The sequence below is a fragment of the Streptomyces sp. NPDC052043 genome (assembly GCF_044548235.1).
Classification (GTDB): domain Bacteria; phylum Actinomycetota; class Actinomycetes; order Streptomycetales; family Streptomycetaceae; genus Streptomyces.
Genome location: NZ_JBIUBT010000008.1, coordinates 1 through 24,448, shown reverse-complemented (window position 1 = coordinate 24,448; position 24,448 = coordinate 1). Strand labels below are relative to the sequence as shown.

The following is a 24,448-nucleotide window of genomic DNA, read 5'->3' as shown; positions in this document are numbered from 1 at the left end:
CCGGGGCCCCGACGCCTCCCGCCACCCCCGTCCGCACGAAGCACGCCCCCCAACTGCAAGAAGACTGACGAGAGTCCGCCATGTACGAGCTGTCCCGGGTCCGCCTCTACTCCATCGGGCCCGCCGGTGCGCGCTACGCCGACACCGTGCTTGACCTGCGGGGTGTGGGCGAGCCGGTGCCCGACCCCGCGCCCATCCAGGCGGAGTTCTTCGAAGAGGAGCCGGTCGGCCCGCCGCGCCGGCCCGCCCCCGCCGGTGTGCTGTTCCTGGAGAACGGCGGCGGCAAGTCCGTGCTGCTCAAGCTGATCTTCTCGGTGATGCTTCCCGGCCACCGCAACACCCTCGGCGGCGCCAGCTCCGGCGTGCTGCGCAAGTTCCTGCTCGCCGACGACTGCGGACACGTGGCGCTGGAGTGGCAGCACGTGCAGACCGGCGAGTGCGTGGTCGTCGGCAAGGTCAGCGAGTGGCGCGGACGCCAAGTCTCCAACGACCCGCGGAAGTTTGCCGAGGCCTGGTACTCCTTCCGGCCCGGACCCGGACTCACCCTGGACAACCTCCCGGTCGCCGAGGCCACGTCCGTACGGCCGTCCGCCGAAGGTCAGTCGGGCGCGCGGGGCCGCCGCCGCACCATGAAGGGCTTCCGGGATGCCATCACCGAGGCGGGGAAGACCTACCCGCATCTGGAGGTCCACTTCGAGGAGATCCACGAGCGCTGGACCGAGCACCTGGGCGACCTCGGCCTCGACCCCGAACTCTTCCGCTACCAGCGGGAGATGAACGCCGACGAGGGCGAGGCGGCCGGCCTGTTCGCGGTGAAGAAGGACTCCGACTTCACCGACCTGCTGCTGCGCGCGGTCACCGACACCCGCGACACCGACGGGCTCGCCGACCTGGTCAGCGGGTTCGGCAACAAGCTGGGCCGGCGTGCCGAACTGATCGCCGAACGGGACTTCACCGCCGGCTCCGTCGACCTGCTCGGCCGGATCGTCGAGGCCGCCGAGGCCCGCACACGCGCGCGTGACATTCACGCCGCCGCCGAGCGGCGCACCCGGACGCTGGTGCGGCGGCTGTCCGCCCGGGCGGTACGGGAGCGGGTCCGGGCCGCCGACCTCGCCCAGCGCGTCACGGGCGCCGCCCACGCCGTCACGCACGCCGAGGGCGCCCGCGAGCGCAGCGCGCTGATCGCCGCCGAGCTCGCCTACCGGCACGCGTCACTGGCCCTCGCCGCCGCCGAGAAGTCCGCGGCCGCGCAGAAGCGGGAGCTCGCCGACGCGCGCACCCTGTACGCGGCATGGCAGGCCGCCGAGTCCGTGCTGCGCCACCGCGCCGCCGCCGACCGCGTGGCCCGGGTCTCCGCCGCGATCCAGGAGGCCGAGCGGGACGCGGCCCCGGCGCTGGCCGCGCGCGCCAAGGCCGCCACCGATCTCGTGCGGGCCCTGCACACGGCCGCCGAGAGCGCCGAGACCCTCGCCAACGAGGAGGAGGAGCGGTCCGCGCGGCTCCAGGAGGTCGGCGAGTCCGCCTACCGGGACCAGACCGCCGCCGCGACCGAGGCGCAGCGCGCCCGCAGCGAGGCCGGGCATCTGCGCCAGCGCCTCGCCGAGGTCGAGCAGGAGACCGCCGAGGCGGTCCGCGCGGGCTGGCTGGACGACAGCGCCCCCGACGCCGATCCGGCCCGTGCGGCCCTGGCCGCCAGCGACGCGGAGAAGACGGCGGTCGCCGCCTGGGAACAGGTCCGCGAGGCCGCCCGGAAGGCCACGGAACACGCACGCGAGGCCGCCTCGGCGGAATCCCGCGCGGAACTCACCGCGGCCCGCGCCGCCGACGCGGCGACGGCGGCCCAGCACGCCCACGAGTCCGAGCGCCGCGTCGCCGAGGCGCTGGCGGCCGAGGGGCGGCTCGCGGAACTGCTGAGCCTGCCGGGCGCCACCGCGGCCGCGCGGCCCGGAGTGCCGGCGCCCCGGACCGGCTCGGACGACACGGGCGGCACGGCGGCGGGCGCCGAGGCGGCCCACCGCACCGCAGACGGGGTCGGGGATATGGCCGGGGCCGGGGGCGCGCTCACCCCCGAGGACCTGGACCGCTTCGCCGACGAGCTGCGCGAACTGCTCGACGACGCTGTCTCCTCCGCCGAGCGGCACCTGTTCGAACTGCGTACCGCCGCCGCCGACGACTCCCGGATCCTCGGCGCGCTCGGCGACGGCGGGCTGCTGCCGCCCGGCCCGGACGTCCTGGCCACCGTGGAGTTCCTCGGCGAGCACGGCATCCCCGCGCTGCCCGGCTGGCGCTACCTCGCCCAGGCCGTCGACCCCGCCGACCACGCGCGCGTACTGGCCGCCCGGCCCGAGCTGGTCGACGGCGTGATCATCACCGACCCCGACACGCACGCGCGTGCCCGCGAGGCGCTCGCGGCGGCGGCCCTGCTGCCCCGGTCCACCGTGGCCGTCGGCACCGCGGCCGCCCTGCTCGCCCCCACCCCGGCCGACGGCGGTCCCCAGGGCGACGTCTTCCTCGTCCCGCCGAACCCGGCCATGCACGACGAGTACGCCGCCGACGAGGAACGGCAGGCGCTGCGCGCGCGGGCCACCGAACGGGACGAGGAGATCCGCCGGCTCGCCGCCCGGCTCGGCAAGGACCGGGAGCTGGCGGCGCGGCTCGCCTCCTGGCGCACCGGCTGCCCCGCCGGCCGGCTGCTGGAGCTGGCCCGGGCCGCCGGGGACACGCGCGTGTTCGCCGAGGAGGCCGAGGCAGAGCTGGCCGAGGCGCGGAGCCTGCGGGCGGAGGCGGACGAGGCCGCCGCCGAGGCCACCCAGGAACGCGACGAACGCCAGGAGGCCGCCCAGCGGGCGCGGCGCGCCGCCGACGCGCTCGCCGGGCTCGCCTCCCGGCTGCGCGAGCGGGCCGGCTGGCAGTCCCGACTGCGCGAACTCGCCGAGGAGGCCGCCGAGTCGGAGGCCCGCGCCCAGGTCTGCCTGGAACGCGCCCGCGCCGCCGACGAGGACCGGCGCGCCGCTCAGCGTGCCGCCGACGACACCCGCCGCACGGCACGGGCACTGCGCGCCGAGCGCTCCGAGATCGCCGGTGCCCCCGACGACGTCCCGGAGAGCGACGAGGACGCACCCAAGGTGTCCCTGCCCGCCCTGCGCGAGGCCTACCGCGCCGCATCCCAGGTGTACGAGAAGGTCGGTGTGGGCGCGGACCTGCGGGCCGAGCAGGCCCGGGCGGAGAGCGACGAGAGCGCCGCCCGCGCCGAACTCGACCGGCTCAGCAACAAGGTCCGCACCCGCGCGGCGCAACTCCTGGAGTCCTTCGAGGGCTCCGACGGGCCGTCCCGGCAGGCCGCCGCCGCCCGCGCCGAGGAGTTGGTGCAGCTCCTGGAGACCCGGCTGTCCTCCGCGAGCGAACAGCTCGGCCGGCTGCGCGGCGAGGCCGAGCGGCACGCGCCCGAGGACGGCGAGGCACACACCGTTCTTCCCGAGGAACTCCTCCCGCGCGACGCCGAGCACGCACAGGCCCTGCTGCGCACCGCCACCGGCGAACTCGCCTCCCGGACCGAGGCACTGGCCCAGGCCCGCGAGGCGCACGCCGAACTGCTGGAGGCCCACCGCGCCGCCGAGGACGCGGCCGGCGGCTTCGACGAGATCGCCGGCATGCTGCGCGATCTGCTGCGCGAGCAGGCGAGCGACGAGGAGCAGGAGGAACCCGAGCCGTACCCGGGCAACCCGGAGGGCGCCCGGCAGGCGGCCGCCGAGGCCCGCAGGTCACTGCGCGGCTGTGCCGCCGACCTGTCCGCCGCGGAGACCGCCGTCCGCGAGGCGAGCGACGTCCTCGTCCGGCACGCCAACTCCACCCGCTACGAGCAGGTGCGCACCCCCGCCCGGCAGCAGATCCGCGAACTTCCCGCCGCCGCCCTGCCCGAGCACGCCCAGAAGTGGGCGGAGGCCTTCGCGCCCCGGCTCCGGGTGCTCACCGACGAGCTGGCCCAACTGGAACGCAACCGGGACTCGATCGTGGACCGGCTGCGCGGACTGGTCGAGTCGGCGCTCGCCACACTCAGGTCGGCCCAGCGCCTGTCCCGCCTCCCGGAAGGGCTCGGCGAGTGGTCCGGGCAGGAGTTCCTGCGCATCCGCTTCGACGAGCCCGACCAGGCCACGCTCACCGAGTGGCTCGGCGAGGTCGTCGACGAGGCGACCCGCGCCGCCGTGAAGAAGAACTCCGACCTGCGGCGCGACGGCATGTCCCTGCTGCTGCGCGGAGTCGGCGCGGCGCTCCAGCCCAAGGGCGTCGCCGTGGAGATCCTCAAGCCGGACGCCGTGCTGCGCGCCGAGCGGGTCCCCGTCGGGCAGATGGGCGACGTGTTCTCCGGCGGCCAGCTGCTCACCGCGGCCATCGCCCTGTACTGCACGATGGCCGCCCTGAGGTCGAACGACCGCGGCCGCGACAAGCACCGCCACGCGGGCACGCTCTTCCTGGACAACCCGATCGGCCGCGCCAACGCCACCTACCTGCTGGAACTCCAGCGGGCCGTCTCGGACGCCCTCGGGGTGCAGCTCCTCTACACCACCGGCCTGTTCGACACGACGGCGCTCGCCGAGTTCCCCCTGGTCATCCGGCTGCGCAACGACGCCGACCTCCGGGCCGGGCTCAAGTACATCAGCGTGGAGGAGCACCTGAGGCCGGGGCTGCCGCAGCAGGCTGCCGCGGGGGAGGCGGTGCACAGCGAGATCACGGCGACCCGGATGTTCAAGCGCCCGGCGTGACGGCCCGCCCGGCCCGGCTCGACCGGGCCGGGCGGCCACCGCTCCTACGGATGCGACAGCCGCCCCGCGCCGCCCCGTCCGCCTATCCGCTTCCGCGCCCGCTCGGCGGCCCGCGCCTCCCGCCGGGCCTGGCGCCGCTCGCGCCGCAGGGCCCGCGCGGTGCTGCTCGGCACCGACACCACGCCGTTGCGCTGGTTCCACACCTGGCGGGTCACCCACACGTCGAGCGCCGCCCAGGTGGCCACCACCGTGCCGGCCACACTGCTCAGAAGCATCGGGAACGCCAGCCAGGACCCGGACACGCTGAACAGGAACGCCACCACGGCCTGTATCAGCGTCACCGAGGCGATCAGCACCGCCCGCACCGCGGCCGTTCGCACCGGATCGGGCATCCTGCGCCGCCGCGCGGGCTCCTCGACCCACAACGGTCTGTAGGACGGCCGCCCGGCCTCCCCGCCCGTGCGTGCCGAAGGCGCGTACGCCGTCGGTCGCTCCGCTGTCCCCATCACTGCGTCCCTCCCCACCACCGGCAGACCGCCCGTGCCCGGTGTCCGAAGAACCGGCTTCCCAGTGGCTGCCCGGCTTGCGCTGTTTTACGCGGCCCGGACACGGAGTGCGCCTCCTGTGGCCGATTCCGCCCCCATCCCCTATGGACAAGGACGAACGAGACGTCACGAAGATTCCCGGCCGACGAAAAGAATCGGTCAACCGACCAGGCCGGACGACCCGTTCCGGCACACCCGCCGACTCGGGCCCGTGGACCGGCATCTCCCGCAATGCCCCGACAACTCGCCCGCTTCCGGCACCCGTACGGAAGTACGGGCTCCGGAAGGCTCTTCGAGTTGACTGCGTGTCGGTAGTAGGCTCGCGCCGTTTGTTGACGCACATGTGTACCCCCGGGGCCCTTGGGGGACGAGCTGGGGGAGGCCATGCGCTTTCGCGGGAAGTCCATCCGCCGGAAGATCGTGGCGCTGCTTCTCGTGCCGCTGCTCTCGCTCACGGCGATCTGGGCCTTCGCCACGCTGATCACCGGGCGGCAGGTGGCCCAGCTGTTCAACGCGTCCTCCGTCGTGGAGGAGGTCGCCTACCCGACCGAGGACACGGTCCGGGTCCTCCAGCAGGAACGCCGCCAGACCCTCGTCCACCTCGCCGACCCCCGCGCTTCCGACGGCCTCGCCGCACTGCGGCGCAGCAGGAGCGCCACGGACGAGGCCATCGCCAGGATTCGCAGGACCGCGAAGAACCCCGACGTCCGTGAAGCGCTCGGCCCGGACGACGCGGGACGCCTGAGCGTCGCCCTGGACACCTTCGACGGCATCGGCACGCTGCGCCGCAGCGTCGAGGACCGCACCGTCGGACGCGCCGAGGCACTCGACCTCTACAACCGGCTCATCGACCCCTGCTACGCCCTGCTCACCAACCTCCACGTCGTCGACGACGTCGACCTGGCCAAGCAGTACCGCGCCCTGGTCGGTCTCGCCCAGGCCCGCGAACTCCTCGCCCGCGAGGACGCGTTGCTCGGCTCCTCGCTGATGGTCGGCCGCCTCACCCGCGACGAGTCCCGCGCCGTCTCCGACCTCGTCGCCCAGCGCTCCCTGCTGTACGACGTGGACCTGCCCCTGCTGCCCTCCTCCGAACGCGGCCGCTACGACCGCTTCTGGCAGAACGCCTCCTCCGCACCACTGCGGACGGCCGAACAGGCCGCCGTCTCCGGCACGTCCGACATGCCGCGGGGGGTGAGCGCGCAGAGCTGGGACACCGCGGCCGGAGACGTCCTCGACGAGCTGGGCACCCTCAACGACGAGGCGAACGACCGCTTCCAGGACCGTGTCCGCCCGGTCGCGATGGACGTCATCCTGGAGGCCGCCGTCGCGGGTGTCCTCGGCCTGATCGCCGTACTGGTCTCGCTCGTGCTGTCCGTGCGCATCGGCCGCGGCCTCATCCGCGATCTCAGACAACTGCGCCTGGAGGCCCACGAGGCCTCCGGTGTCCGGCTGCCCAGTGTGATGCGCCGCCTGTCCGCCGGCGAACAGGTCGACGTCGAGACCGAGGTCCCGCGCCTCGAGTACGACAGGAACGAGATCGGCGAGGTCGGCCAGGCCCTCAACACCTTGCAGCGGGCCGCCGTCGAGGCCGCCGTCAAACAGGCCGAACTCCGCGCCGGCGTCTCCGAGGTCTTCGTCAACCTCGCCCGTCGCAGCCAGGTCCTGCTGCACAAGCAGCTCACCCTCCTCGACACGATGGAACGACGCACCGAGGACACCGACGAACTCGCCGACCTGTTTCGGCTGGACCACCTGACCACCCGGATGCGCCGGCACGCCGAAGGCCTGGTGATCCTCTCCGGCGCCGCCCCGTCCCGGCAGTGGCGCAAACCCGTCCAGCTGATGGACATCGTGCGCGCCGCCGTCGCCGAGGTCGAGGACTACGAACGCATCGAGGTGCGGCGGCTGCCGCGCACCGCGGTCATCGGCCCCGTCGTCGCCGACCTCACCCATCTCGTGGCCGAACTCCTGGAGAACGCCACGGTGTTCTCGCCGCCGCACACCGCGGTCCAGGTCGTCGGCGAACGCGTCGTCAACGGCTTCACCCTGGAGATCCACGACCGGGGCCTCGGCATGGCCGCCGAGGCGCTCCTCGACGCCAACCTCCGGCTCGCCGAGACACCGGAGTTCGAACTCTCCGACACCGACCGGCTCGGACTGTTCGTGGTCAGTCGGCTCGCCCGCCGACAGAACGTCCGGGTCTCGCTGCAGCCGTCCCCGTACGGCGGCACCACCGCGGTCGTCCTCATCCCCGACACGCTGCTGACGGACGACGTCCCGGACACCAACGGCCTCGGCTTCCGCCTCGACCGGCCCACCGGGAAGGCCGACCGCGAGGGGGGCCGCGGGGCCGCTCTCGCCCAGGCACCCGTGCGGCTGCCCGGACTGCCCGCCTCGGTCCTGGACGGGCCGGTGGAGCTGGAGGCACCCGTCGACCTGGACGCCGTCGAGGACTTTCCGGACGTCCTCGACGAGGAGTCCGGCGAACACGGCCGGCTGTTCGGCCCCCGCCCCTCCCCGGCACGTCAGACGGCAGTCGACGCGCTGCCCCGCAGCCTCGCCGAGCACCGGCAGAGCGCGGGCCGACGTGGCGCGGCGCAGGAGACCGGCGAGGAGGAGAAGACGGGGCGCGCGGTCCCGCTGCCCCGGCGCCGGACACCCAAGCTGGTCAGCTCCCACGGACGCCCGGTCACCGAGCACAGGTCCCGGCCCGAGGCGGCCCACGCGGAGGACCCGGCGGACCCGGCGGGCCCCGGCGACTCGGAGCGCCAGCAGGCGGCCCCGCTGCCGACCCGGCGTCGCGGCGAGTCCCCGCTCGGACCGCCGGAGGCCGACGGCAGCGGGCAACGCGGCGGAGCCGACGAGTCCCCGGCGAGCGGCCGCGGGCCGCGGCCGGCCGCGGCCCTGCCGCGGCGCGACGGCCGGCCCGGCCCCGCCGGCGGAGGGCCGGACGGCGGAGGGCGTGAACCGGATGAGGCGCCCGGCGGTCCGGGAACCGACGCGGGTCCGCTGCCCCGGCGCGTACGGCAGGCCAGCCTCGCCCCGCAGCTCAAGCAGAGACCCGGCCGGCCCGCCGGGGACGGCCCCGACCCCGTCGAACGGGACGCCGACGAGGTACGCAGCCGTATGGCCTCGCTCCAGCGCGGCTGGCAGCGCGGCCGCGAGGAGAACGCCGCGGACGACCAGGCCGCGGACGGCGGCACCGCACACAGCACAGCACGCAGCACAGCACAAGGAACGACAGAGGGGGACGGTCGATGACCGCACCGAAGGCGACCGGCCGCACAACGACCGACAAGCGCGCAACGACCGACAAGGCGGAGCTGAACTGGCTCCTCGACGAACTCGTGGACCGGATCGCCGGCATCCGCAAGGCCATCATCCTGTCCGGGGACGGACTGGCCACCGGCGTGTCCAAGGACCTGACCCGGGAGGACAGCGAGCACCTGGCCGCCGTCGCCTCCGGCTTCCACAGCCTCGCCAAGGGCGTGGGCCGGCACTTCGACGCGGGCGGCGTCCGGCAGACGGTCGTCGAACTCGACGACGCCTTCCTGTTCGTGACCGCGGCCGGTGACGGCAGCTGCCTCGCCGTCCTGGCGGACGCCGACTCCGACGTCGGCCAGGTGGCCTACGAGATGACCCTGCTGGTCAAGCGGGTCGGCGCGCATCTGGGTACCGCCCCGCGCACCGATGTGCCCTGAGGCGGGTAGTGGGATGACATGAGCGGAGACGGTCAGGCACGAAGCCACTGGTTCGACGACGACGCCGGACCGGTGGTCCGCCCGTACGCCATGACGCGGGGCCGCACCAGCCATGCGGTCCAGCACCGTCTCGACCTGATCGCGATGGTCGTCACGGAGGCCCACGTGGACGATCCGGAGGCGGACATCACGCTGTCCCCGGAGCACGTCGGCATCGTCGAGCTGTGCCGCTCCCCGCAGTCGGTCGCCGAACTCGCCGCCGAGCTGGATCTGCCCGTCGGCGTGGTGCGCGTGCTCGTCGGCGACCTCGTGGACGAGGAGTACGTCCATGTGACGCGGCCGGTGCCGCCCGCGGAACTGCCGGACGAGAGCGTCCTGCGGGACGTGATCAACGGCCTGCGGGCACTGTGAGCGGCCGGGAAGCGGGGTACTGACATGACGGGCACGACGGGCGTGACGGGCTGGCAGTTCTGGGTCGACCGGGGCGGCACGTTCACCGACATCGTCGCCAAGCGCCCGGACGGGCGTCTGGTCACGCACAAGCTGCTGTCCGACAACCCCGCGCGGTACGCCGACGCGGCCGTCGCGGGCATCCGCGAACTCCTGGACGGCTCCGCCCACACCATCGAGGCGGTCCGCATGGGCACCACCGTGGCCACCAACGCCCTGCTGGAACGCACGGGCGAGCGGACCGTCCTCGTCGTCACCCGCGGCTTCCGGGACGCCCTGCGCATCGCCTACCAGAACCGCCCGCACATCTTCGCCCGCCGCATCGAGCTGCCCGAGCTGCTGTACGAGCGCGTCATCGAGGTCGACGAGCGCGTCGCGGCCGACGGCACCGTGCTGAGCGCCCCCGACCTGGACGCGCTGGCGGGCCCCCTCCGGCAGGCCTACGAGGACGGGATCCGTGCCGTCGCCGTGCTCTGCCTGCACAGCCATCTGCACCCCGCGCACGAGCGGGCCGTCGGCGAGCTGGCCGCCCGCGTCGGCTTCCCGCAGATCTCGCTGTCCAGCGAGGTCAGCCCGCTGATGAAAATCGTCCCCCGCGGCGACACCGCCGTCGTCGACGCCTACCTGTCGCCCGGACTGCGCCGCTACGTCCAGCACGTCTCCGACGAACTGGACGGCGTACGGCTGATGTTCATGCAGTCCAACGGCGGACTCGCCGAGGCCGGACAGTTCCGCGGCAAGGACGCCGTCCTGTCCGGGCCCGCCGGCGGCATCGTCGGCATGGCCCGCATGTCCCGGCTCGCCGGCTTCGACCGCGTCATCGGCTTCGACATGGGCGGCACCTCCACCGACGTCTCCCACTACGCGGGCGCGTACGAACGCGTCCTCACCACGCAGATCGCCGGCGTCCGGCTGCGTGCCCCCATGCTCGACATCCACACCGTGGCCGCCGGCGGCGGCTCGGTCCTGCACTTCGACGGCTCCCGCTACCGGGTCGGCCCCGACTCGGCGGGCGCGGACCCGGGACCCGCCTGCTACCGGGGCGGCGGCCCGCTCGCCGTCACCGACGCCAACGTCATGCTCGGCCGCATCCAGCCCGCCCACTTCCCCGAGGTGTTCGGCCCCGACGGCGACCAGCCCCTCGACGAGGCACTCGTCCGCGAACGCTTCACCGCCCTCGCCCGTGAGATCCGCGAGCGGACGGGCGACGACCGCACCCCCGAGCAGGTCGCCGAGGGCTACCTCCGCATCGCCGTCGCCAACATCGCCAACGCCGTCAAGCGGATCTCCGTGCAGAAGGGTCACGACGTCACCCGCTACGCCCTCACCACCTTCGGCGGCGCGGGCGGACAGCACGCCTGCATGGTCGCCGACTCGCTCGGCATCCGCACCGTGCTCGTCCCGCCGATGGCGGGCGTCCTGTCCGCGCTCGGCATCGGCCTCGCCGACACCACGGCCATGCGCGAGCAGTCCGTCGAGGCGCCCCTGGAGCCCGCCGCCATGCCGGGTGTGCGCGAGACCGCCGACGATCTGGAGAGCGCGGCCCGCGCGGAACTGCGCGCCGAGGGCGTCCCCGAGGAACGGGTCCGGGTCACCCGCCGCGCCCAGCTCCGCTACGACGGCACCGACACCACCCTCACCGTCGAGCTGACCGAACCCGCCACCATGCGGCGCGCCTTCGAAGAACGTCATCGCGCCACGTACTCCTTCACGCTCGACCGTCCGATCGTCGTCGAATCCCTCTCCGTGGAAGCCACCGGCGTCACCGAACCCCCCGACCTGTCCGCCCTCGCCCCGCACGCGCACGCCCGCGCGGGCCGCCGCGGCGACCCGGAGACCGTCCGCCTCCACACCGGCGGCGCCTGGCGCGACGTACCCCTCCACCGCCGTGAGGACCTGGTCCCCGGCGATCCCGTCACCGGCCCCGCGATCGTCACCGAGGCCAGTGCGACCACCGTCGTCGACGACGGCTGGCGGGCCGCGGCGAACGACGACGGGCATCTGCTCCTGGAACGCGTGGCGGTCACGCAGAGTTCCGATCTCGGTACGGAAGCCGACCCGGTGCTGCTGGAGGTGTTCAACAACCTCTTCATGTCCATCGCCGAGCAGATGGGCGCCCGGCTGGAGTCCACGGCCCAGTCGGTCAACATCAAGGAACGCCTCGACTTCTCCTGCGCCCTGTTCGACCCGGACGGAAACCTGGTGGCCAACGCCCCGCACATCCCCGTGCACCTGGGCTCGATGGGCACCAGCGTCAAGGAGGTCATCCGGCGCCGCGGCCCCCGGATGCGGCCGGGCGACACCTACGCGGTCAACGACCCGTACCACGGCGGCACGCACCTGCCGGACGTCACCGTCATCACCCCGGTGTTCGACACCGCCGGCACACAGGGTGACCGCATCCTCTTCTACGTCGCCTCGCGCGGCCACCACGCCGAGATCGGCGGGATCGCGCCGGGCTCCATGCCGGCCGACAGCCGCACCATCGAGGAGGAGGGCGTCCTCTTCGACAACTGGCTGCTCGCGGAGGACGGCCGCCTGCGCGAGGAGGAGACCCGCCGCCTGCTGACCGGCGCGCGGTACCCCTCCCGCAACCCGGAGACCAACCTCGCCGACCTGCGCGCCCAGATCGCCGCCAACCAGAAGGGCGTCGACGAGGTCGCCCGCATGATTGAGGACTTCGGCCTCGATGTCGTCCAGGCCTACATGCGGCACGTCCAGGACAACGCGGAGGAGGCCGTCCGCCGGGTCGTCGGCGCCCTGGACGACGGGGAGTACGCCTACGAGACCGACTCGGGCGCGGTCATCCGGGTACAGGTGCGCGTGGACCGCGAGCAGCGGTCGGCGACGATCGACTTCACCGGTACCTCCGCCCAGCTCACCACCAACTTCAACGCCCCCTTCTCCGTCGTCAACGCGGCCGTCCTGTACGTCTTCCGCACGCTGGTCGCCGACGACATCCCGCTCAACGACGGCTGTCTGCGCCCCCTGGAGATCATCGTGCCGCCCGGCTCCATGCTCTCCCCGCAGCCCCCGGCCGCCGTCGTCGCGGGCAACGTCGAGACCTCCCAGGCGATCACCGGCGCCCTCTACGCGGCGCTCGGCGTCCAGGCGGAGGGCTCCGGCACGATGAACAACATCACCTTCGGCAACGAGCACCACCAGTACTACGAGACCGTGGCCTCCGGCTCGGGCGCGGGCGACGGCTTCCCCGGCGCCGGCGTCGTCCAGACGCACATGACCAACTCCCGGCTCACCGACCCCGAAGTCCTCGAATGGCGGCTGCCCGTACGGCTGGAGGAGTTCGCGGTCCGGCGCGGCAGCGGCGGCGCCGGCCAGTGGCGGGGCGGGGACGGCGCGGTGCGCCGCATCCGCTTCCTGGAGCCCATGACCGTCTCCACGCTCTGTCAGCACCGCAGGGTGCGGCCCTACGGCATGGCGGGCGGCGAGCCCGGTGCCCTCGGCGCCAACCGGGTGGAACGCGCGGACGGCACGGTCGCCGAACTCGGCGGAGCCGACGTCGCGGACGTCGCCCCCGGTGACGTGCTCGTCGTCGAGACCCCCGGCGGCGGAGGGTACGGCCCGCCGTCACCAGACCCACACCGAGCAGGAGAAGAGAGCGATGATCTTCGGCCGTTCTGAGCGCGGCAAGCCCCCGGTCGAGCCCGTCACGCTCAAGATCCTGGTGGCCGGCGGTTTCGGCGTGGGCAAGACGACCCTCGTCGGCGCGGTCAGCGAGATCAGGCCGCTGCGCACCGAGGAACCGCTGACCGAGGCCGGGCGGCCGGTCGACGACGTCAGCGGCGTGGCGGGCAAGCACACCACCACGGTGGCCATGGACTTCGGCCGCATCACGCTGCGCGAGGACCTGGTGCTGTACCTCTTCGGGACGCCCGGGCAGGAGCGGTTCTGGTTCATGTGGGACGAGCTGTCCGAGGGCGCGCTCGGCGCGGTCGTGCTGGCCGACACCCGCCGCCTCGAGGACTGCTTCGCCGCCGTGGACTACTTCGAACGGCGCTCCATCCCCTTCCTCGTCGCCGTCAACTGCTTCGAGGGCGCCGCCCGCCATCCCGAGGACACCGTCCGGCAGGCCCTGGACCTCGACGACGACGTCCCGCTGCTGCTGTGCGACGCCCGCGAACGCGAGTCGGTGAAGGAGGTCCTCATCGCGGTCGTCCAGCACGCGATGGCCCACGCCGCGGACCGCCGCCGGGCCGCCGCCATCTGACGCCGTGTACACGGTCCCCCGGCCGGCCGGGGCACAGACCGCATGCGAGGGGCCCAGGGGACTGCTAGCCCCCGTAGCCCTCGCCGTCCTCCAACCAGCCGAAGCTCCTCTCCACGGCCTTGCGCCAGTTGCGGTACTCGCGGTCACGGACCGAGGCGTCCATGGACGGCGTCCACTCGGCGTCCTTCTGCCAGTGCGACCTGAGTTCCTCGAGGTCGTTCCACACGCCCGTGGCCAGCCCGGCCGCGTACGCGGCGCCCAGGCAGGTGGTCTCGGAGATCCTGGGCCGGATCACCGGCACGTCGAGCACGTCCGCCTGGTGCTGCATGAGCAGGTTGTTCTTCGTCATGCCGCCGTCGACCTTCAGGGTCGTCAGCCGGACCCCGGAGTCCTGGTACATGGCGTCCACGACCTCGCGCGTCTGCCAACTGGTCGCCTCCAGCACCGCCCGCGCGAGGTGCGCCTTGGTGACGTAGCGGGTCAGGCCGGTGATGACCCCGCGCGCGTCGGAGCGCCAGTAGGGCGCGAACAGGCCGGAGAAGGCGGGCACGATGTACGCGCCGCCGTTGTTCTCCACGCTCGCCGCCAGCGGCTCGATCTCGTCCTCGGTGCGGATGATGCCGAGTTGGTCGCGGAACCACTGCACCAGCGCGCCCGTGATGGCGATGGCGCCCTCGAGGCAGTACACCGGGGCCTCGTCGCCGATCTTGTAGCCCATGGTGGTGAGCAGGCCGCTCTTGGACGGCACGGGCCGGCTGCCCGTGTTCAGCAGCAGGAAGCTGCCGGTGCCGTACGTGTTCTTGGCGTCGCCCACGTCATAGCAGGCCTGCCCGAACACGGCCGCCTGCTGGTCGCCGAGGGCGGATGCCACGGGCACCCCGGCGAGCTGGCCGACGGCGGTCCCGTACACCTCGGAGGAGGATCTGATCTCGGGCAGCACCGCCTCGGGGACATTCATCGCGGACAGGATCGACGGGTCCCACTGGAGGGTCTTGAGGTTCATCAGCATGGTGCGGCCGGCGTTGGTGACGTCGGTGACGTGCCGGCCGCCGTCGACGCCACCGGTGAGGTTCCAGATCAGCCAGGTGTCGATCGTGCCGAAGGCGATCTCACCGCGCTCCGCGCGCTCGCGCAGGCCGGGCACGTTGTCCAGCAGCCAGGCGGCCTTGGGGCCGGAGAAGTAGCTGGCGAGCGGCAGGCCTGTCTGCTCGCGGAAACGATCCTGTCCTGCGGAGCCGCCCAGGTCGTTGCACAGCCCCGCGGTCCGTGTGTCCTGCCAGACGATCGCGTTGTGCACCGGCTTGCCGGTGGCCCGGTCCCACAGGACGGTCGTCTCGCGCTGGTTGGTGATGCCGAGCGCGGCGAGCTGGTCGGCCCGCAGCCCCGCCTTGGCGACCGCACCAGCGACCACCGCCTGCACCTTGGACCAGATCTCGGTGGCGTCGTGCTCCACCCAGCCCGGCTTGGGGAAGATCTGGCGGTGCTCGCGCTGGTCGACGGCGACGACGGCGCCACGGTGGTCGAAGACGATGCAGCGGCTCGAGGTGGTGCCCTGGTCGATGGCGGCCACGAACCTCTCGGCGTTGTCCGTCATGGCTGTCCCTTGGGAGGTGGAGAAGCGGCCGAGGGCCGGGTGATCCATCCCCTGAGCCCTCACTCGTACCAGTTTGTCCTACGTCGACGGAAACAGCCCGTCCGACGGAAGACGTCCGCCCACTGATCGGATACAGTCCGCGCGTGCCCGAAGCCTCGCAACCGGTCGTCAACTCCGCGCCGCACTCCCACTGTTCGAGCTGCGGAGCGCCCTACGGCGAGCGCGTCAGCGGCTGGCCCCGCACCTGCCCGGCCTGCGGCACCGTGGCCTACCGCAACCCGTTGCCGGTCGCGGTGGCACTCCAGCCCGTGTACGACACCCGGGGCACCGCCCTGGTCGTCATCACCCGCACCATCGCGCCCGCGCGCGGGGGCACGGCCCTGCCGGGCGGCTACATCGACGACCGCGAGGACTGGCGCCACGCCGTCGTACGCGAGCTCCGGGAGGAGACCGGGATCGAGGCGGCCGCGCGCGAGGTGCGCCTGGCCGACGCGATGAGCTCGCCCGACGGGCATCTGCTGCTCTTCGGACTGCTTCCGCGGCGCCCCGTCGAGGGTCTGCCGCAGTTCACCGTCACCGACGAGACGGCGGGCCGCCACCTGCTGCGCGGGCCCGCCGAGCTCGCCTTCCCGCTGCACACGCGAGCCGTCCGGGCCTGGTTCGACGGCCGCTACCTCTGAAACGGCCGCACGCTTCGAAACGGGTGTGCCCGAACCAGGTGCCCGCCCGGACTCAGGACGTGCCGAGCCCCCGTACGCGCACCGGGTGGGGCGGCTCGCCGGCACCGTCCTCCCGCTCGCGCTCGACGACGACCTCCCCATCCTGCCAACGGGTCGCGTAGCGTTCGATCTCCGACTCGGCCCAGCCGTCGCCCGCGTCCGGCACCACCAGCCCGCCCCCGGTACGCCCCCGGGCAGGCGCCCACACCTCCAGCTCCAGGCCGCCGCCCTCACCCCGCACGGGGATCACGGCGCCCGCGCGCGCGAACACCGGGACCCGCGCGAGCGGCGCGTCGACCAGCACCTGCCCCGGCCCCTCGTACGCGTGTCCCGTCGCCGTGTCGTACCAGCGGCCCCGCGGCAGCCGCACCGCCCGCCGGTCCGTACCGGGGTCGAGCACGGGCGCCACCAGAAGGCCGTCGCCGAGCAGGAACGCGTCCTCGCAGTCCCGCAGAGCCCGGTCCTCCGGCGCGCTCCACCACAGCGGCCGCACATAGGGCGCCCCGGTGCGCCGCGCCAGATGCGCGAGCGTCACGAAGTACGGCAGCAGACGCCGGCGCTCGGCGAGCGCCACGCGCGCGTGCTCCAGGACCTCCGGTCCGAACTCCCACGGCTCCCTGCGCCCCGCCTGCAAGCTCGCGTGCGTGCGGAACAGCGGCAGGCAGGACCCCAGTTGGAACCAGCGCAGATACAGCTCAGGCGAAGGACTGCCGTCGAACCCGCCCACGTCGGGCCCGGAGTACGGCACTCCGCACAGACCCAGACCCAGGACCAGTGACAGCGACGCCCGCAGCCCCGGCCAGCCGGTGGCCACGTCCCCCGACCAGGTGCCGCCGTAGCGCTGCATCCCGGCCCACCCCGAGCGCGAGAAGAGGAACGGCCGCTCCTCGGGCAGCAGATCGCGCAGCCCCTCGTACGCCGCCTCGGCCATGCACAGGGCGTACACGTTGTGCGCCTGGCGATGGTCGCCGCCCCGGCCCTCCAGGGCATGCCGGGCCGACCGGGGCAGGGTCGTCTCACCGAACGCGGCGAAGGAGGTCGGCTCGTTCATGTCGTGCCAGAAGCCGGCGAACCCCTGAGCCAGCCGCTCCCGGTACAGCCCGCCCCACCACTGCCGCACGCGCGCGTGCGTGAAGTCCGGGAAGACCGCCTCACCGGGCCAGACGACGCCCCGCACCACCCGCTTCGAGGCGTCCCGCACGAAGGCGTCCTCGGCCGTTCCGCCGTCGTACACGGCGTTGCCCGGCGCGGCCTTCACGGCCGGGTCGACGATGGACACCAGCCGGATCCCGTCCCGCCGCAGCTCCTGTGCCAGCACCGGAAGTTTGGGGAAGCGGTCCTCGTCGACGGTGAACACCTGGTGCGCGTCGTAGTGGTCGATGTCCAGGTGCACGGCGTCCAGGGGCAGCCCGTGTTCGTGGTAGCCCGCGACGATCCGCCGCACCTCCTGTTCGCTGCCGAAGCCCCATCGCGCGTGATGATGCCCCAGGGCCCATGCGGGCGGCAGCGCGGCCGGCCCGGTGAGCAGGGACCAGACGTGCGCCACGCGCGCGGGCGTGCCGACGATCACCCAGCAGCGCAGCGGACCGCCGTCCATCCGCAGCTCGCTCGCCCCGGCCCGGTCGTGGCCCGAGCCGGCGCCCTCCGCACCCTCCCGCAGCGCGACCGTGCCGTCCCAGGAGTTGTCGTGGAAGACCAGGTGCGTGCCCGCGTCGGCCACGACCCACTGGACCGGCATGGTGACGTAGAGCGGATCGTCACCGGGACCGAACGCACGGCCGGGATCGGTGTTCCACAGGCGATAGGTGCCCTCGCGCAGCCGGGGACCGCCCGCCCGGCCGCCGAGACCGAAGAACCGCGCGTCGGCCGCCACCTCCGACCGCTGCGACCACCGTGCGGGCCCCCCGCCGACCGGCTCCCACCACCGGGGCGGCAGATCACGGCGCAACGGCACGCCCCCGGGCGTACGGACCTCGATGGCGCCGTGCCGCGAGATGCCGACGGTGACCCGCTCGGCCACGACCCGCCAGCCACCGTCCTTGTCCGGCTCCAGCACCGCGCGCGGGTCCGGACCCGGGCACCGGCCGGCGAGCGCGTACGACGGCTCGGGCCCGGCGCCGTCCCAGCCCCAGAAGACGGCCCCGTTCCCGGCCACGGCGATACGGAGCTCCGCGCGGGCGAAGCGGACGACCCCGCCCCCGGGCCCGGGCTCCACGTCCAGCACCGCACCGGGCACCCGCGCGCGTTCGGCCCCGCGCGACGGCAGGCCGCCGGCATCCGCAAGCCGCCGGCGCCACGCGGCCCGCACGGTGCGCAGCCCCTGGGCCACCCCCGCCGAACCGACCGCCTTCACCGAACGCACCAGGTCACGACCGTCCATGCTGCTCACCCTGCCATCGCCGGCGGTGAGCGCGTGTCGCGTTCAACTGCCGTTCATCCATGCCGCGACCACATCTTCACGATGCGGACTATGTGCGGTGCACCCTGGTGCAGAAGTCGATCACATGGCATCGTCCGTGTCAGCCGCGTCACGCGCACACCCCAGCACGTGCGCGGACCGACGCACACGACGCGCACAGTCCGGGAGCCGCCCCATGTCGACCGCGAAGCCCCAGCCGCTCTGGCAGCCCGATCCGCAGCGGATCGCCGAGGCACAGATCACGGAGTTCCAGGCCTGGGCGGCCGAGCACCACGGCGCTCCGGCCCTGGGCGGTTACCCGGCCCTGCACCGCTGGTCCGTGGAGGAGCTGGAGACCTTCTGGAAAGCCGTCACGCAGTGGTTCGACGTGCGGTTCACCAGCCCTTACGCGCGCGTTCTCGGCGACCGGACGATGCCCGGCGCCGAGTGGTTCCCCGGCGCTACCCTCAACTACGCCGAACACGCCCTGCGCGCGGCCGCCACACGCGCGGACGAACCCGCCCTCCTCCACGTCGACGAGACCCACGAACCGCGCCCGGTGACCTGGTCCGAGCTGCGCCGCCAGGTGGGCTCCCTGGCCGCCGAGCTGCGCGCCCGCGGCGTACGCCCGGGGGACAGGGTCAGCGGCTATCTGCCCAACATCCCCCAGGCCGTCGTCGCCCTCCTCGCCACGGCCGCGGTCGGCGCCGTCTGGACGTCCTGCGCCCCCGACTTCGGCGCCCGTAGCGTCCTCGACCGCTTCCAGCAGGTGGAACCGGTCGTCCTGTTCACCGTCGACGGCTACCGCTACGGCGGCAAGGAGCACGACCGCCGCGACGTCGTCGCCGAACTGCGCCGCGAACTGCCCACCCTGCGCGCGGTCGTCCACATCCCGCTCCTCGGCACCGAAGCCCCCGAGGGCGCCCTGGAGTGGTCCGACCTGACGTCCGCCGACGTCGACCCCGTCTTCGAACCGGTGCCCTTCGACCACCCCCTGTGGGTGCTGTACTCCTCGGGCACCACCGGCCTGCCCAAGGCGATCGTGCAGTCCCAGGGCGGCATCCTCGTCGAGCACCTCAAGCAGCTCGGCCTGCACTGCGACCTCGGCCCCGAGGACCGCTTCTTCTGGTACACGTCGACCGGCTGGATGATGTGGAACTTCCTCGTCTCCGGACTCCTGACCGGCACGACGATCGTCCTGTACGACGGCAGCCCCGGGTACCCCGACACCGGCGCCCAGTGGCGTATCGCCGAACGCACCGGAGCCACCCTGTTCGGCACCTCCGCCGCCTACGTCATGGCCTGCCGCAAGGCGGGAGTGCACCCCGCGCGCTCCTTCGACCTCTCGACGGTGCGCTGCGTCGCGACGACCGGATCACCGCTGCCACCCGACGGATTCCGCTGGCTGCACGACGAGTTCGCCGAGAGCGGGGCGGACCTGTGGATCGCCTCCGTCAGCGGCGGCACCGACGTGTGCTCCTGCTTCGCCGGAGCCGTACCGACCCTCCCGGTCCACATCGGCGAGCTCCAGGCCCCGTGCCTGGGCACCGACCTCCAGTCCTGGGACCCGCACGGCACACCGCTGGTCGACGAGGTCGGCGAACTCGTGGTCACCAACCCCATGCCGTCCATGCCGATCCGCTTCTGGAACGACCCCGACGGCAGCCGCTACCACGACAGCTACTTCGCCATGTACCCCGGCGTGTGGCGGCACGGCGACTGGATCACGCTCACCTCCCGCGGCTCGGTGATCATCCACGGCCGCTCCGACTCCACCCTCAACCGCCAGGGCGTGCGGATGGGCTCCGCCGACATCTACGAAGTCGTCGAACGGCTCCCCGAGATCAAGGAATCCCTCGTCATCGGCGTCGAACAGCCCGACGGCGGCTACTGGATGCCCCTCTTCGTGCACCTGGCACCCGGAGCCACCCTCGACGACGCGCTGCTCGGCCGCATCAAGCGGACCCTCCGCGAACAGCTCTCCCCACGCCACGTCCCCGACGAGGTCGTCGAGGTGCCGGGCATCCCGCACACGCTCACCGGCAAGCGCATCGAGGTCCCGGTCAAACGCCTCCTCCAGGGCACGCCGCTGGACAAGGCGGTCAACCCCGGCTCGGTCGACGACATCGGCCTGCTGCGCTTCTACGAGGAGCTGGCCCGCAAGCGCGCCTGAGCCCCGGGTCCCCCACCCCCCACGCACCCCCCACGGCGTGGGGGACCCGCAGGCTCCCTGAACGCCTGCCCGGCCCCGTTGTCAGTGGCCCCGGTTACGGTGAGTGAGCACAGATCGACTGCGCTCACAGGGGGAAACATGGCGCACACCGACCACCTGACCATGCGACGCGTCCTGCGCCGGGAGATCGCCGGCACCATCGGCCTGCTCACCGACGAACAGGACTTCCGCGCCATGCGGCGCTACCGCAGCTTCACCTTCGACGACCACACGATCTACCTCCGACAGGTCGAGAAACTCCTCCGACTCGTGGCCGCTCAGGGCGGCCACACCACGGTGGCCCTCTTCGACCCCGAGGAGTACGCCGAATACTGCGCGGCGACGGGCCTCGATCCCGACATCCCGTCCAGCCGCGCCCGCTTCACCGCCGAACTCGCCGGCACGGGCCCCAGCCTTCCCTACGACGGCCGGCCCCTGGCCGAACTCGTCCCCGACCTCGTCGACACGGCCGTCCGCCAGGCCACCTGGGAGTACGCCTCCACCCTGCTGGCCCGACTCGGCCCCTGCGCCTCCTGCGGCGAGAACATCGGCCGCGACGCCTTCGCCCGGGCCGCGGACCTCGTCGTCCGCATCCTCGACACGGCCCCGCCCGGCAACCGGCACCTGGTGTGCAGTGTCACCGGCACACCCGAGAGCCTCGTCGCCGTCCTGCACGCCGACGACGACCGCGACCAGGACGGGGACGACGGCGGGACCGCACAGCTCGACGAGGCCGAAGCCCTGGAGTTCACCACGGTCCTCGCTCTCGGCATCGCCACCGACGGACCCGGCGGACTCGTCATGCGCACCACCGCACCCGGCACCGCCGACCGCGTCTACGGCTGGCGCCTGCGCGGCGGCGGCCTCGAACCCCTCACCGCCGGCGAGGTCTTCGACGCCTACTGCACCGACATCGAGTCCGGCGACCTGATCTCCCCGGAATCCGGCGTCGACTACGGAGTTCCGCCCGACCTCGGAGAAGAAGGACCGGCCGCGCAGCACTGCTGAACGCCCGAGGGGCGCCCCACCACACAGGTGGAGCGCCCCTCGAAGACCAGCCGGCGACGGCGAGTCCGGGTCACTCGCCGGACAGCACCGCCCGCGCCGCGTCGCGCGCCTCGTCCGCGTTGTCCGCGGCACGCGCCGCCGCCGCCGCACGCTCGCACTGCGCCAGCGTGTACTTCGCCAGCGTCGCGCGTACGTAGGGAAGCGACGCCGCACCCATGGAGAGGGAGGTGACCCCCAGACCGGTCAGCACACAGGCGAGCAGCGGGTCGGACGCGGCCTCACCGCAGACCCCGCAGCTCTTGCCCTCGGCCCTCGCCGCCTCGGCGGCGGTCGCGACCAGGTCGAGCAGCGCGGGCTGCCACGGGTCCTGCAAGCGCGACACCGCACCCACCTGCCGGTCGGCGGCGAAGGTGTACTGCGCGAGGTCGTTGGTCCCCAGCGACAGGAACTCGACCTCCTGAAGGATCGAGCGAGCCCTCAGCGCGGCCGACGGGATCTCGACCATGGCACCGAACTTCGCCCGCAGGCCCGCGTCATGGCACGCGTCGGCGAACGCCTTGGCGTCCGTCCGGTCCGCGACCATCGGGGCCATCACCTCGAGGTAGACCGGCAGGCCCTCGGCGGCCTTGGCGAGCGCCGTCAGCTGGGTGCGTAGTACTTCGGGGTGTTCGAGCAGGGTTCGCAGCCCCCGCACACCGAGAGCCGGGTTCGGCTCGTCGGCCGGCGTCAGGAAGTCCAGCGGCTTGTCCGCGCCCGCGTCCAGCACACGCACCACGACCCGGCCCTCGGGGAAGGCCTCCAGCACCTGCCGGTAGGACGCGACCTGCTTCTTCTCGGACGGCGCGTTCTTGCTGTCGTCCAGGAACAGGAACTCGGTCCGGAACAGACCGACACCCTCGGCACCGGCCTCGAGCGCCGCCGGCACGTCCGCGGGACCGCCGATGTTCGCGAGCAGCGGCACCTTGTGGCCGTCCGACGTGGCACCGGGACCGGTCGCCGAGGCCAGCGCGGCCCTGCGCTCGGCGGCCGAGGCCTCCAGCTGCGCCTTCCTCTCCTCACCGGGGTTCACGAAGATCTCGCCGGTGCTGCCGTCGACGGCGATCACCGTGCCCTCGGCCAGCTCGACGGCGCCGGGCAGTGCCACGACGGCCGGCACACCGAGCGCCCGCGCCAGAATCGCGCTGTGACTCGTCGGCCCGCCCTCCTCGGTGACGAAGCCGAGGACCAGGGCCGGGTCCAGCAGAGCCGTGTCCGCGGGCGCCAGGTCACGGGCGACGAGTACGTACGGCTCGTCGCTGTCCGGCACGCCCGGCATCGGCACACCGAGCAGACGGGCGACGATACGGTTCCGCACGTCGTCCAGGTCGGCCACCCGGCCCGCGAAGTACTCACCGGCGCCGGCGAGCAGGTCCCGGTAGGCGGCGAACGCGTCGTACACCGCGCGCTCGGCCGTGCTGCCGACCGCGATGCGCCGCTCCACGTCCGCGATCAGCTCGGGGTCCTGCGCCATCAGGGCCTGTGCCTCGAGCACCGCCTGCGCCTCACCGCCGGCCAGATTGCCGCGCGCCATCAGATCGGCCGCCACGGCCTCCACCGCCTGACGGGCGCGCCCCTGTTCACGCTCCGCCTCTTCCGCGGGGATCTGCTTGGCAGGCGGCTCCAGCACCGCCGTGCCCATGTGCCGAACCTCGCCGATCGCCACACCGTGGCTCACGCCGACGCCTCGCAGGGTTGTCTCCATCTCACCCGTCTCCGTTAGTGCGGCGGGTCCCACCGCCGCGGTGGTTGTTGCGCGCCGCCCCTCGGGAGGACGTCCCCGGGGGCAGGGATGTCACTTCCAGGTGAAGAGGCTGTCGCCGGTCTTCACCTCTCCGCTGTCACGCAGCTCGGAGAGGCAGTCGGCGGTGGCCTCCAGGGCCACGACCGGGCACACGGGGGACTTGCCGGCGGCTTCGACGGCGGCGGGGTCCCAGCGCACCACCGCCTGGCCGCGCACCACCGTGTCGCCCTTCTTCACCAGCAGCTCGAAGCCCTCGCCGTTGAGCTGCACGGTGTCGATGCCGAGATGCGTGAGCACCCCGCGCCCCTGCTCGTCGACGACGACGAAGGCGTGCGGGTGCAGCGAGACGATGACTCCGTCCACGGGGGCCACGGCCTCGGCGGGCTCACGTACCGGGTCGAGCGCCGTGCCGGGACCGACCATGGCTCCGGCGAAGACCGGATCCGGCACGGCCGCCAGTCCGATGGCGTGTCCTGCGACGGGTGACGTCACGGTGGTCATGGGAAGCCTCCCGGGGGTGGAGATTCGTGTGCGCCGTCACTGCCAGGCCGGAGACGGCGCAGTGTGCGGCAGGCTGTGTCACGGTACGTACCGGTTACGGGCGAGAGCTTACACAGCTCACGTTGGTGGTCTAGACCACCAATCGAAACGATTTGCACCCGCTCCGTGGTGCCATGTACAGTCGTACCCCTGCTCAGGGGCGAGTGACGTCACCAGGCGTCTTTGCCCAGGCGGCACCCATACTTGTCAGATCCTATCTCGGGATCATCTTCTGCATGCCCGCAGGATGGTGGTCAGAGAGACCGGAAAAGCCTGATAGAGTTTGGATCACCGAAGGGAAGCGCCCGGAGGAAAGCCCGAGAGGGTGAGTACGAAGGAAGCGTCCGTTCCTTGAGAACTCAACAGCGTGCCAAAAGTCAACGCCAGATATGTTGATACCCCGTCTCCGGCCGGAATGGCTGGGACGAGGTTCCTTTGAAAAAACACAGCGAGGACGCTGTGAACCGAGGGGACTATTCCTCCTCTTGGTTCCGCTCTCGTGATGTGTCACCG

14 protein-coding genes are annotated in these 24,448 nt (G+C 73.0%); 9 read left to right on the top strand and 5 right to left on the bottom strand.

The annotated features are described in order from the left end of the window. Positions 1-80: 80 nt before the first annotated feature. Positions 81-4,760, top strand: coding sequence for a hypothetical protein (locus ACIHCX_RS20575; protein ID WP_400031411.1), 4,680 nt, complete (start codon positions 81-83; stop codon positions 4,758-4,760). 44 nt (positions 4,761-4,804) lie between these two features. Here the strand turns inward: ACIHCX_RS20575 and ACIHCX_RS20570 are convergent, their stop codons facing one another. After that, a complete protein-coding gene (locus tag ACIHCX_RS20570; protein ID WP_400031409.1) occupies positions 4,805-5,266 on the bottom strand; it encodes a hypothetical protein in 462 nt (153 codons plus the stop codon). Positions 5,267-5,689: 423 nt separating this feature from the next. Between ACIHCX_RS20570 and ACIHCX_RS20565 the strand changes: the two genes are divergently transcribed. Genes ACIHCX_RS20565 through ACIHCX_RS20545 form a run of 5 tightly spaced genes read left to right on the top strand, consistent with a single transcriptional unit; the run spans position 5,690 to position 13,684 of the window. Further along, entirely contained in the window at positions 5,690-8,566 is a 2,877-nt protein-coding gene (locus ACIHCX_RS20565) for a nitrate- and nitrite sensing domain-containing protein (protein ID WP_400031407.1), read from the top strand. Beyond that, on the top strand, positions 8,563-9,006 hold the full coding sequence (locus tag ACIHCX_RS20560) for a roadblock/LC7 domain-containing protein (RefSeq protein WP_400031405.1): 444 nt from the start codon (positions 8,563-8,565) through the stop codon (positions 9,004-9,006). The genes ACIHCX_RS20565 and ACIHCX_RS20560 overlap by 4 nt, the downstream gene beginning before the upstream one ends. A gap of 18 nt (positions 9,007-9,024) precedes the next feature. Further along, positions 9,025-9,417 carry a DUF742 domain-containing protein gene (locus ACIHCX_RS20555; protein ID WP_400031403.1) on the top strand — a complete coding sequence of 131 codons (393 nt, stop codon included), beginning with the start codon at positions 9,025-9,027 and terminating at the stop codon, positions 9,415-9,417. Positions 9,418-9,459: 42 nt separating this feature from the next. Beyond that, the gene (locus ACIHCX_RS20550) at positions 9,460-13,098 is read left to right on the top strand and encodes a hydantoinase B/oxoprolinase family protein (RefSeq protein WP_400032035.1); all 3,639 of its coding nucleotides are present in this window, start codon (positions 9,460-9,462) and stop codon (positions 13,096-13,098) included. Beyond that, positions 13,079-13,684, top strand: a complete 606-nt coding sequence (locus ACIHCX_RS20545; RefSeq protein WP_400031401.1) for a GTP-binding protein — start codon at positions 13,079-13,081, stop codon at positions 13,682-13,684. Before ACIHCX_RS20550 ends, ACIHCX_RS20545 begins: the two co-directional genes overlap by 20 nt. A gap of 64 nt (positions 13,685-13,748) precedes the next feature. Here ACIHCX_RS20545 and glpK read toward each other — a convergent pair whose 3' ends face one another. After that, positions 13,749-15,278, bottom strand: a complete 1,530-nt coding sequence (gene glpK, locus ACIHCX_RS20540; protein WP_400031399.1) for a glycerol kinase GlpK — start codon at positions 15,276-15,278, stop codon at positions 13,749-13,751. 143 nt (positions 15,279-15,421) lie between these two features. On the opposite strand from glpK, the gene ACIHCX_RS20535 reads away from it, so the two are divergent. Beyond that, positions 15,422-15,958, top strand: coding sequence for an NUDIX domain-containing protein (locus ACIHCX_RS20535; protein WP_400031397.1), 537 nt, complete (start codon positions 15,422-15,424; stop codon positions 15,956-15,958). A gap of 52 nt (positions 15,959-16,010) precedes the next feature. Here ACIHCX_RS20535 and ACIHCX_RS20530 read toward each other — a convergent pair whose 3' ends face one another. Next, complete coding sequence (locus ACIHCX_RS20530; protein ID WP_400031395.1) at positions 16,011-18,377, bottom strand: glycoside hydrolase family 31 protein; 2,367 nt, start codon at positions 18,375-18,377, stop codon at positions 16,011-16,013. Positions 18,378-18,591: 214 nt separating this feature from the next. Between ACIHCX_RS20530 and ACIHCX_RS20525 the strand changes: the two genes are divergently transcribed. Together ACIHCX_RS20525 and ACIHCX_RS20520 are read left to right on the top strand one after the other, a co-directional pair. Beyond that, the gene (locus tag ACIHCX_RS20525; protein WP_400031393.1) at positions 18,592-20,568 is read left to right on the top strand and encodes an acetoacetate--CoA ligase; all 1,977 of its coding nucleotides are present in this window, start codon (positions 18,592-18,594) and stop codon (positions 20,566-20,568) included. A 138-nt stretch (positions 20,569-20,706) separates the two neighbouring features. After that, entirely contained in the window at positions 20,707-21,615 is a 909-nt protein-coding gene (locus ACIHCX_RS20520) for a hypothetical protein (protein WP_400031391.1), read from the top strand. Between the two features lie 70 nt (positions 21,616-21,685). Here the strand turns inward: ACIHCX_RS20520 and ptsP are convergent, their stop codons facing one another. Both ptsP and ACIHCX_RS20510 read right to left on the bottom strand, forming a co-directional pair. Beyond that, positions 21,686-23,356, bottom strand: coding sequence for a phosphoenolpyruvate--protein phosphotransferase (gene ptsP, locus ACIHCX_RS20515; RefSeq protein WP_400031389.1), 1,671 nt, complete (start codon positions 23,354-23,356; stop codon positions 21,686-21,688). Positions 23,357-23,446: 90 nt separating this feature from the next. Then, on the bottom strand, positions 23,447-23,896 hold the full coding sequence (locus ACIHCX_RS20510) for a PTS glucose transporter subunit IIA (RefSeq protein WP_400031387.1): 450 nt from the start codon (positions 23,894-23,896) through the stop codon (positions 23,447-23,449). Positions 23,897-24,448 lie beyond the last annotated feature (552 nt).

What these genes read in the sequence shown, in the direction of transcription:
- ACIHCX_RS20520 (WP_400031391.1), top strand. Translation starts at nt 20,707, where the DNA reads ATGGCGCACACCGACCACCTGACCATGCGACGCGTCCTGCGCCGGGAG.
- ACIHCX_RS20570 (WP_400031409.1), bottom strand. Translation starts at nt 5,266, where the DNA reads ATGGGGACAGCGGAGCGACCGACGGCGTACGCGCCTTCGGCACGCACG.
- ptsP (WP_400031389.1), bottom strand. Translation starts at nt 23,356, where the DNA reads ATGGAGACAACCCTGCGAGGCGTCGGCGTGAGCCACGGTGTGGCGATC.
- ACIHCX_RS20545 (WP_400031401.1), top strand. Translation starts at nt 13,079, where the DNA reads ATGATCTTCGGCCGTTCTGAGCGCGGCAAGCCCCCGGTCGAGCCCGTC.
- ACIHCX_RS20530 (WP_400031395.1), bottom strand. Translation starts at nt 18,377, where the DNA reads ATGGACGGTCGTGACCTGGTGCGTTCGGTGAAGGCGGTCGGTTCGGCG.
- glpK (WP_400031399.1), bottom strand. Translation starts at nt 15,278, where the DNA reads ATGACGGACAACGCCGAGAGGTTCGTGGCCGCCATCGACCAGGGCACC.
- ACIHCX_RS20565 (WP_400031407.1), top strand. Translation starts at nt 5,690, where the DNA reads ATGCGCTTTCGCGGGAAGTCCATCCGCCGGAAGATCGTGGCGCTGCTT.
- ACIHCX_RS20525 (WP_400031393.1), top strand. Translation starts at nt 18,592, where the DNA reads ATGTCGACCGCGAAGCCCCAGCCGCTCTGGCAGCCCGATCCGCAGCGG.
- ACIHCX_RS20560 (WP_400031405.1), top strand. Translation starts at nt 8,563, where the DNA reads ATGACCGCACCGAAGGCGACCGGCCGCACAACGACCGACAAGCGCGCA.
- ACIHCX_RS20555 (WP_400031403.1), top strand. Translation starts at nt 9,025, where the DNA reads ATGAGCGGAGACGGTCAGGCACGAAGCCACTGGTTCGACGACGACGCC.
- ACIHCX_RS20575 (WP_400031411.1), top strand. Translation starts at nt 81, where the DNA reads ATGTACGAGCTGTCCCGGGTCCGCCTCTACTCCATCGGGCCCGCCGGT.
- ACIHCX_RS20510 (WP_400031387.1), bottom strand. Translation starts at nt 23,896, where the DNA reads ATGACCACCGTGACGTCACCCGTCGCAGGACACGCCATCGGACTGGCG.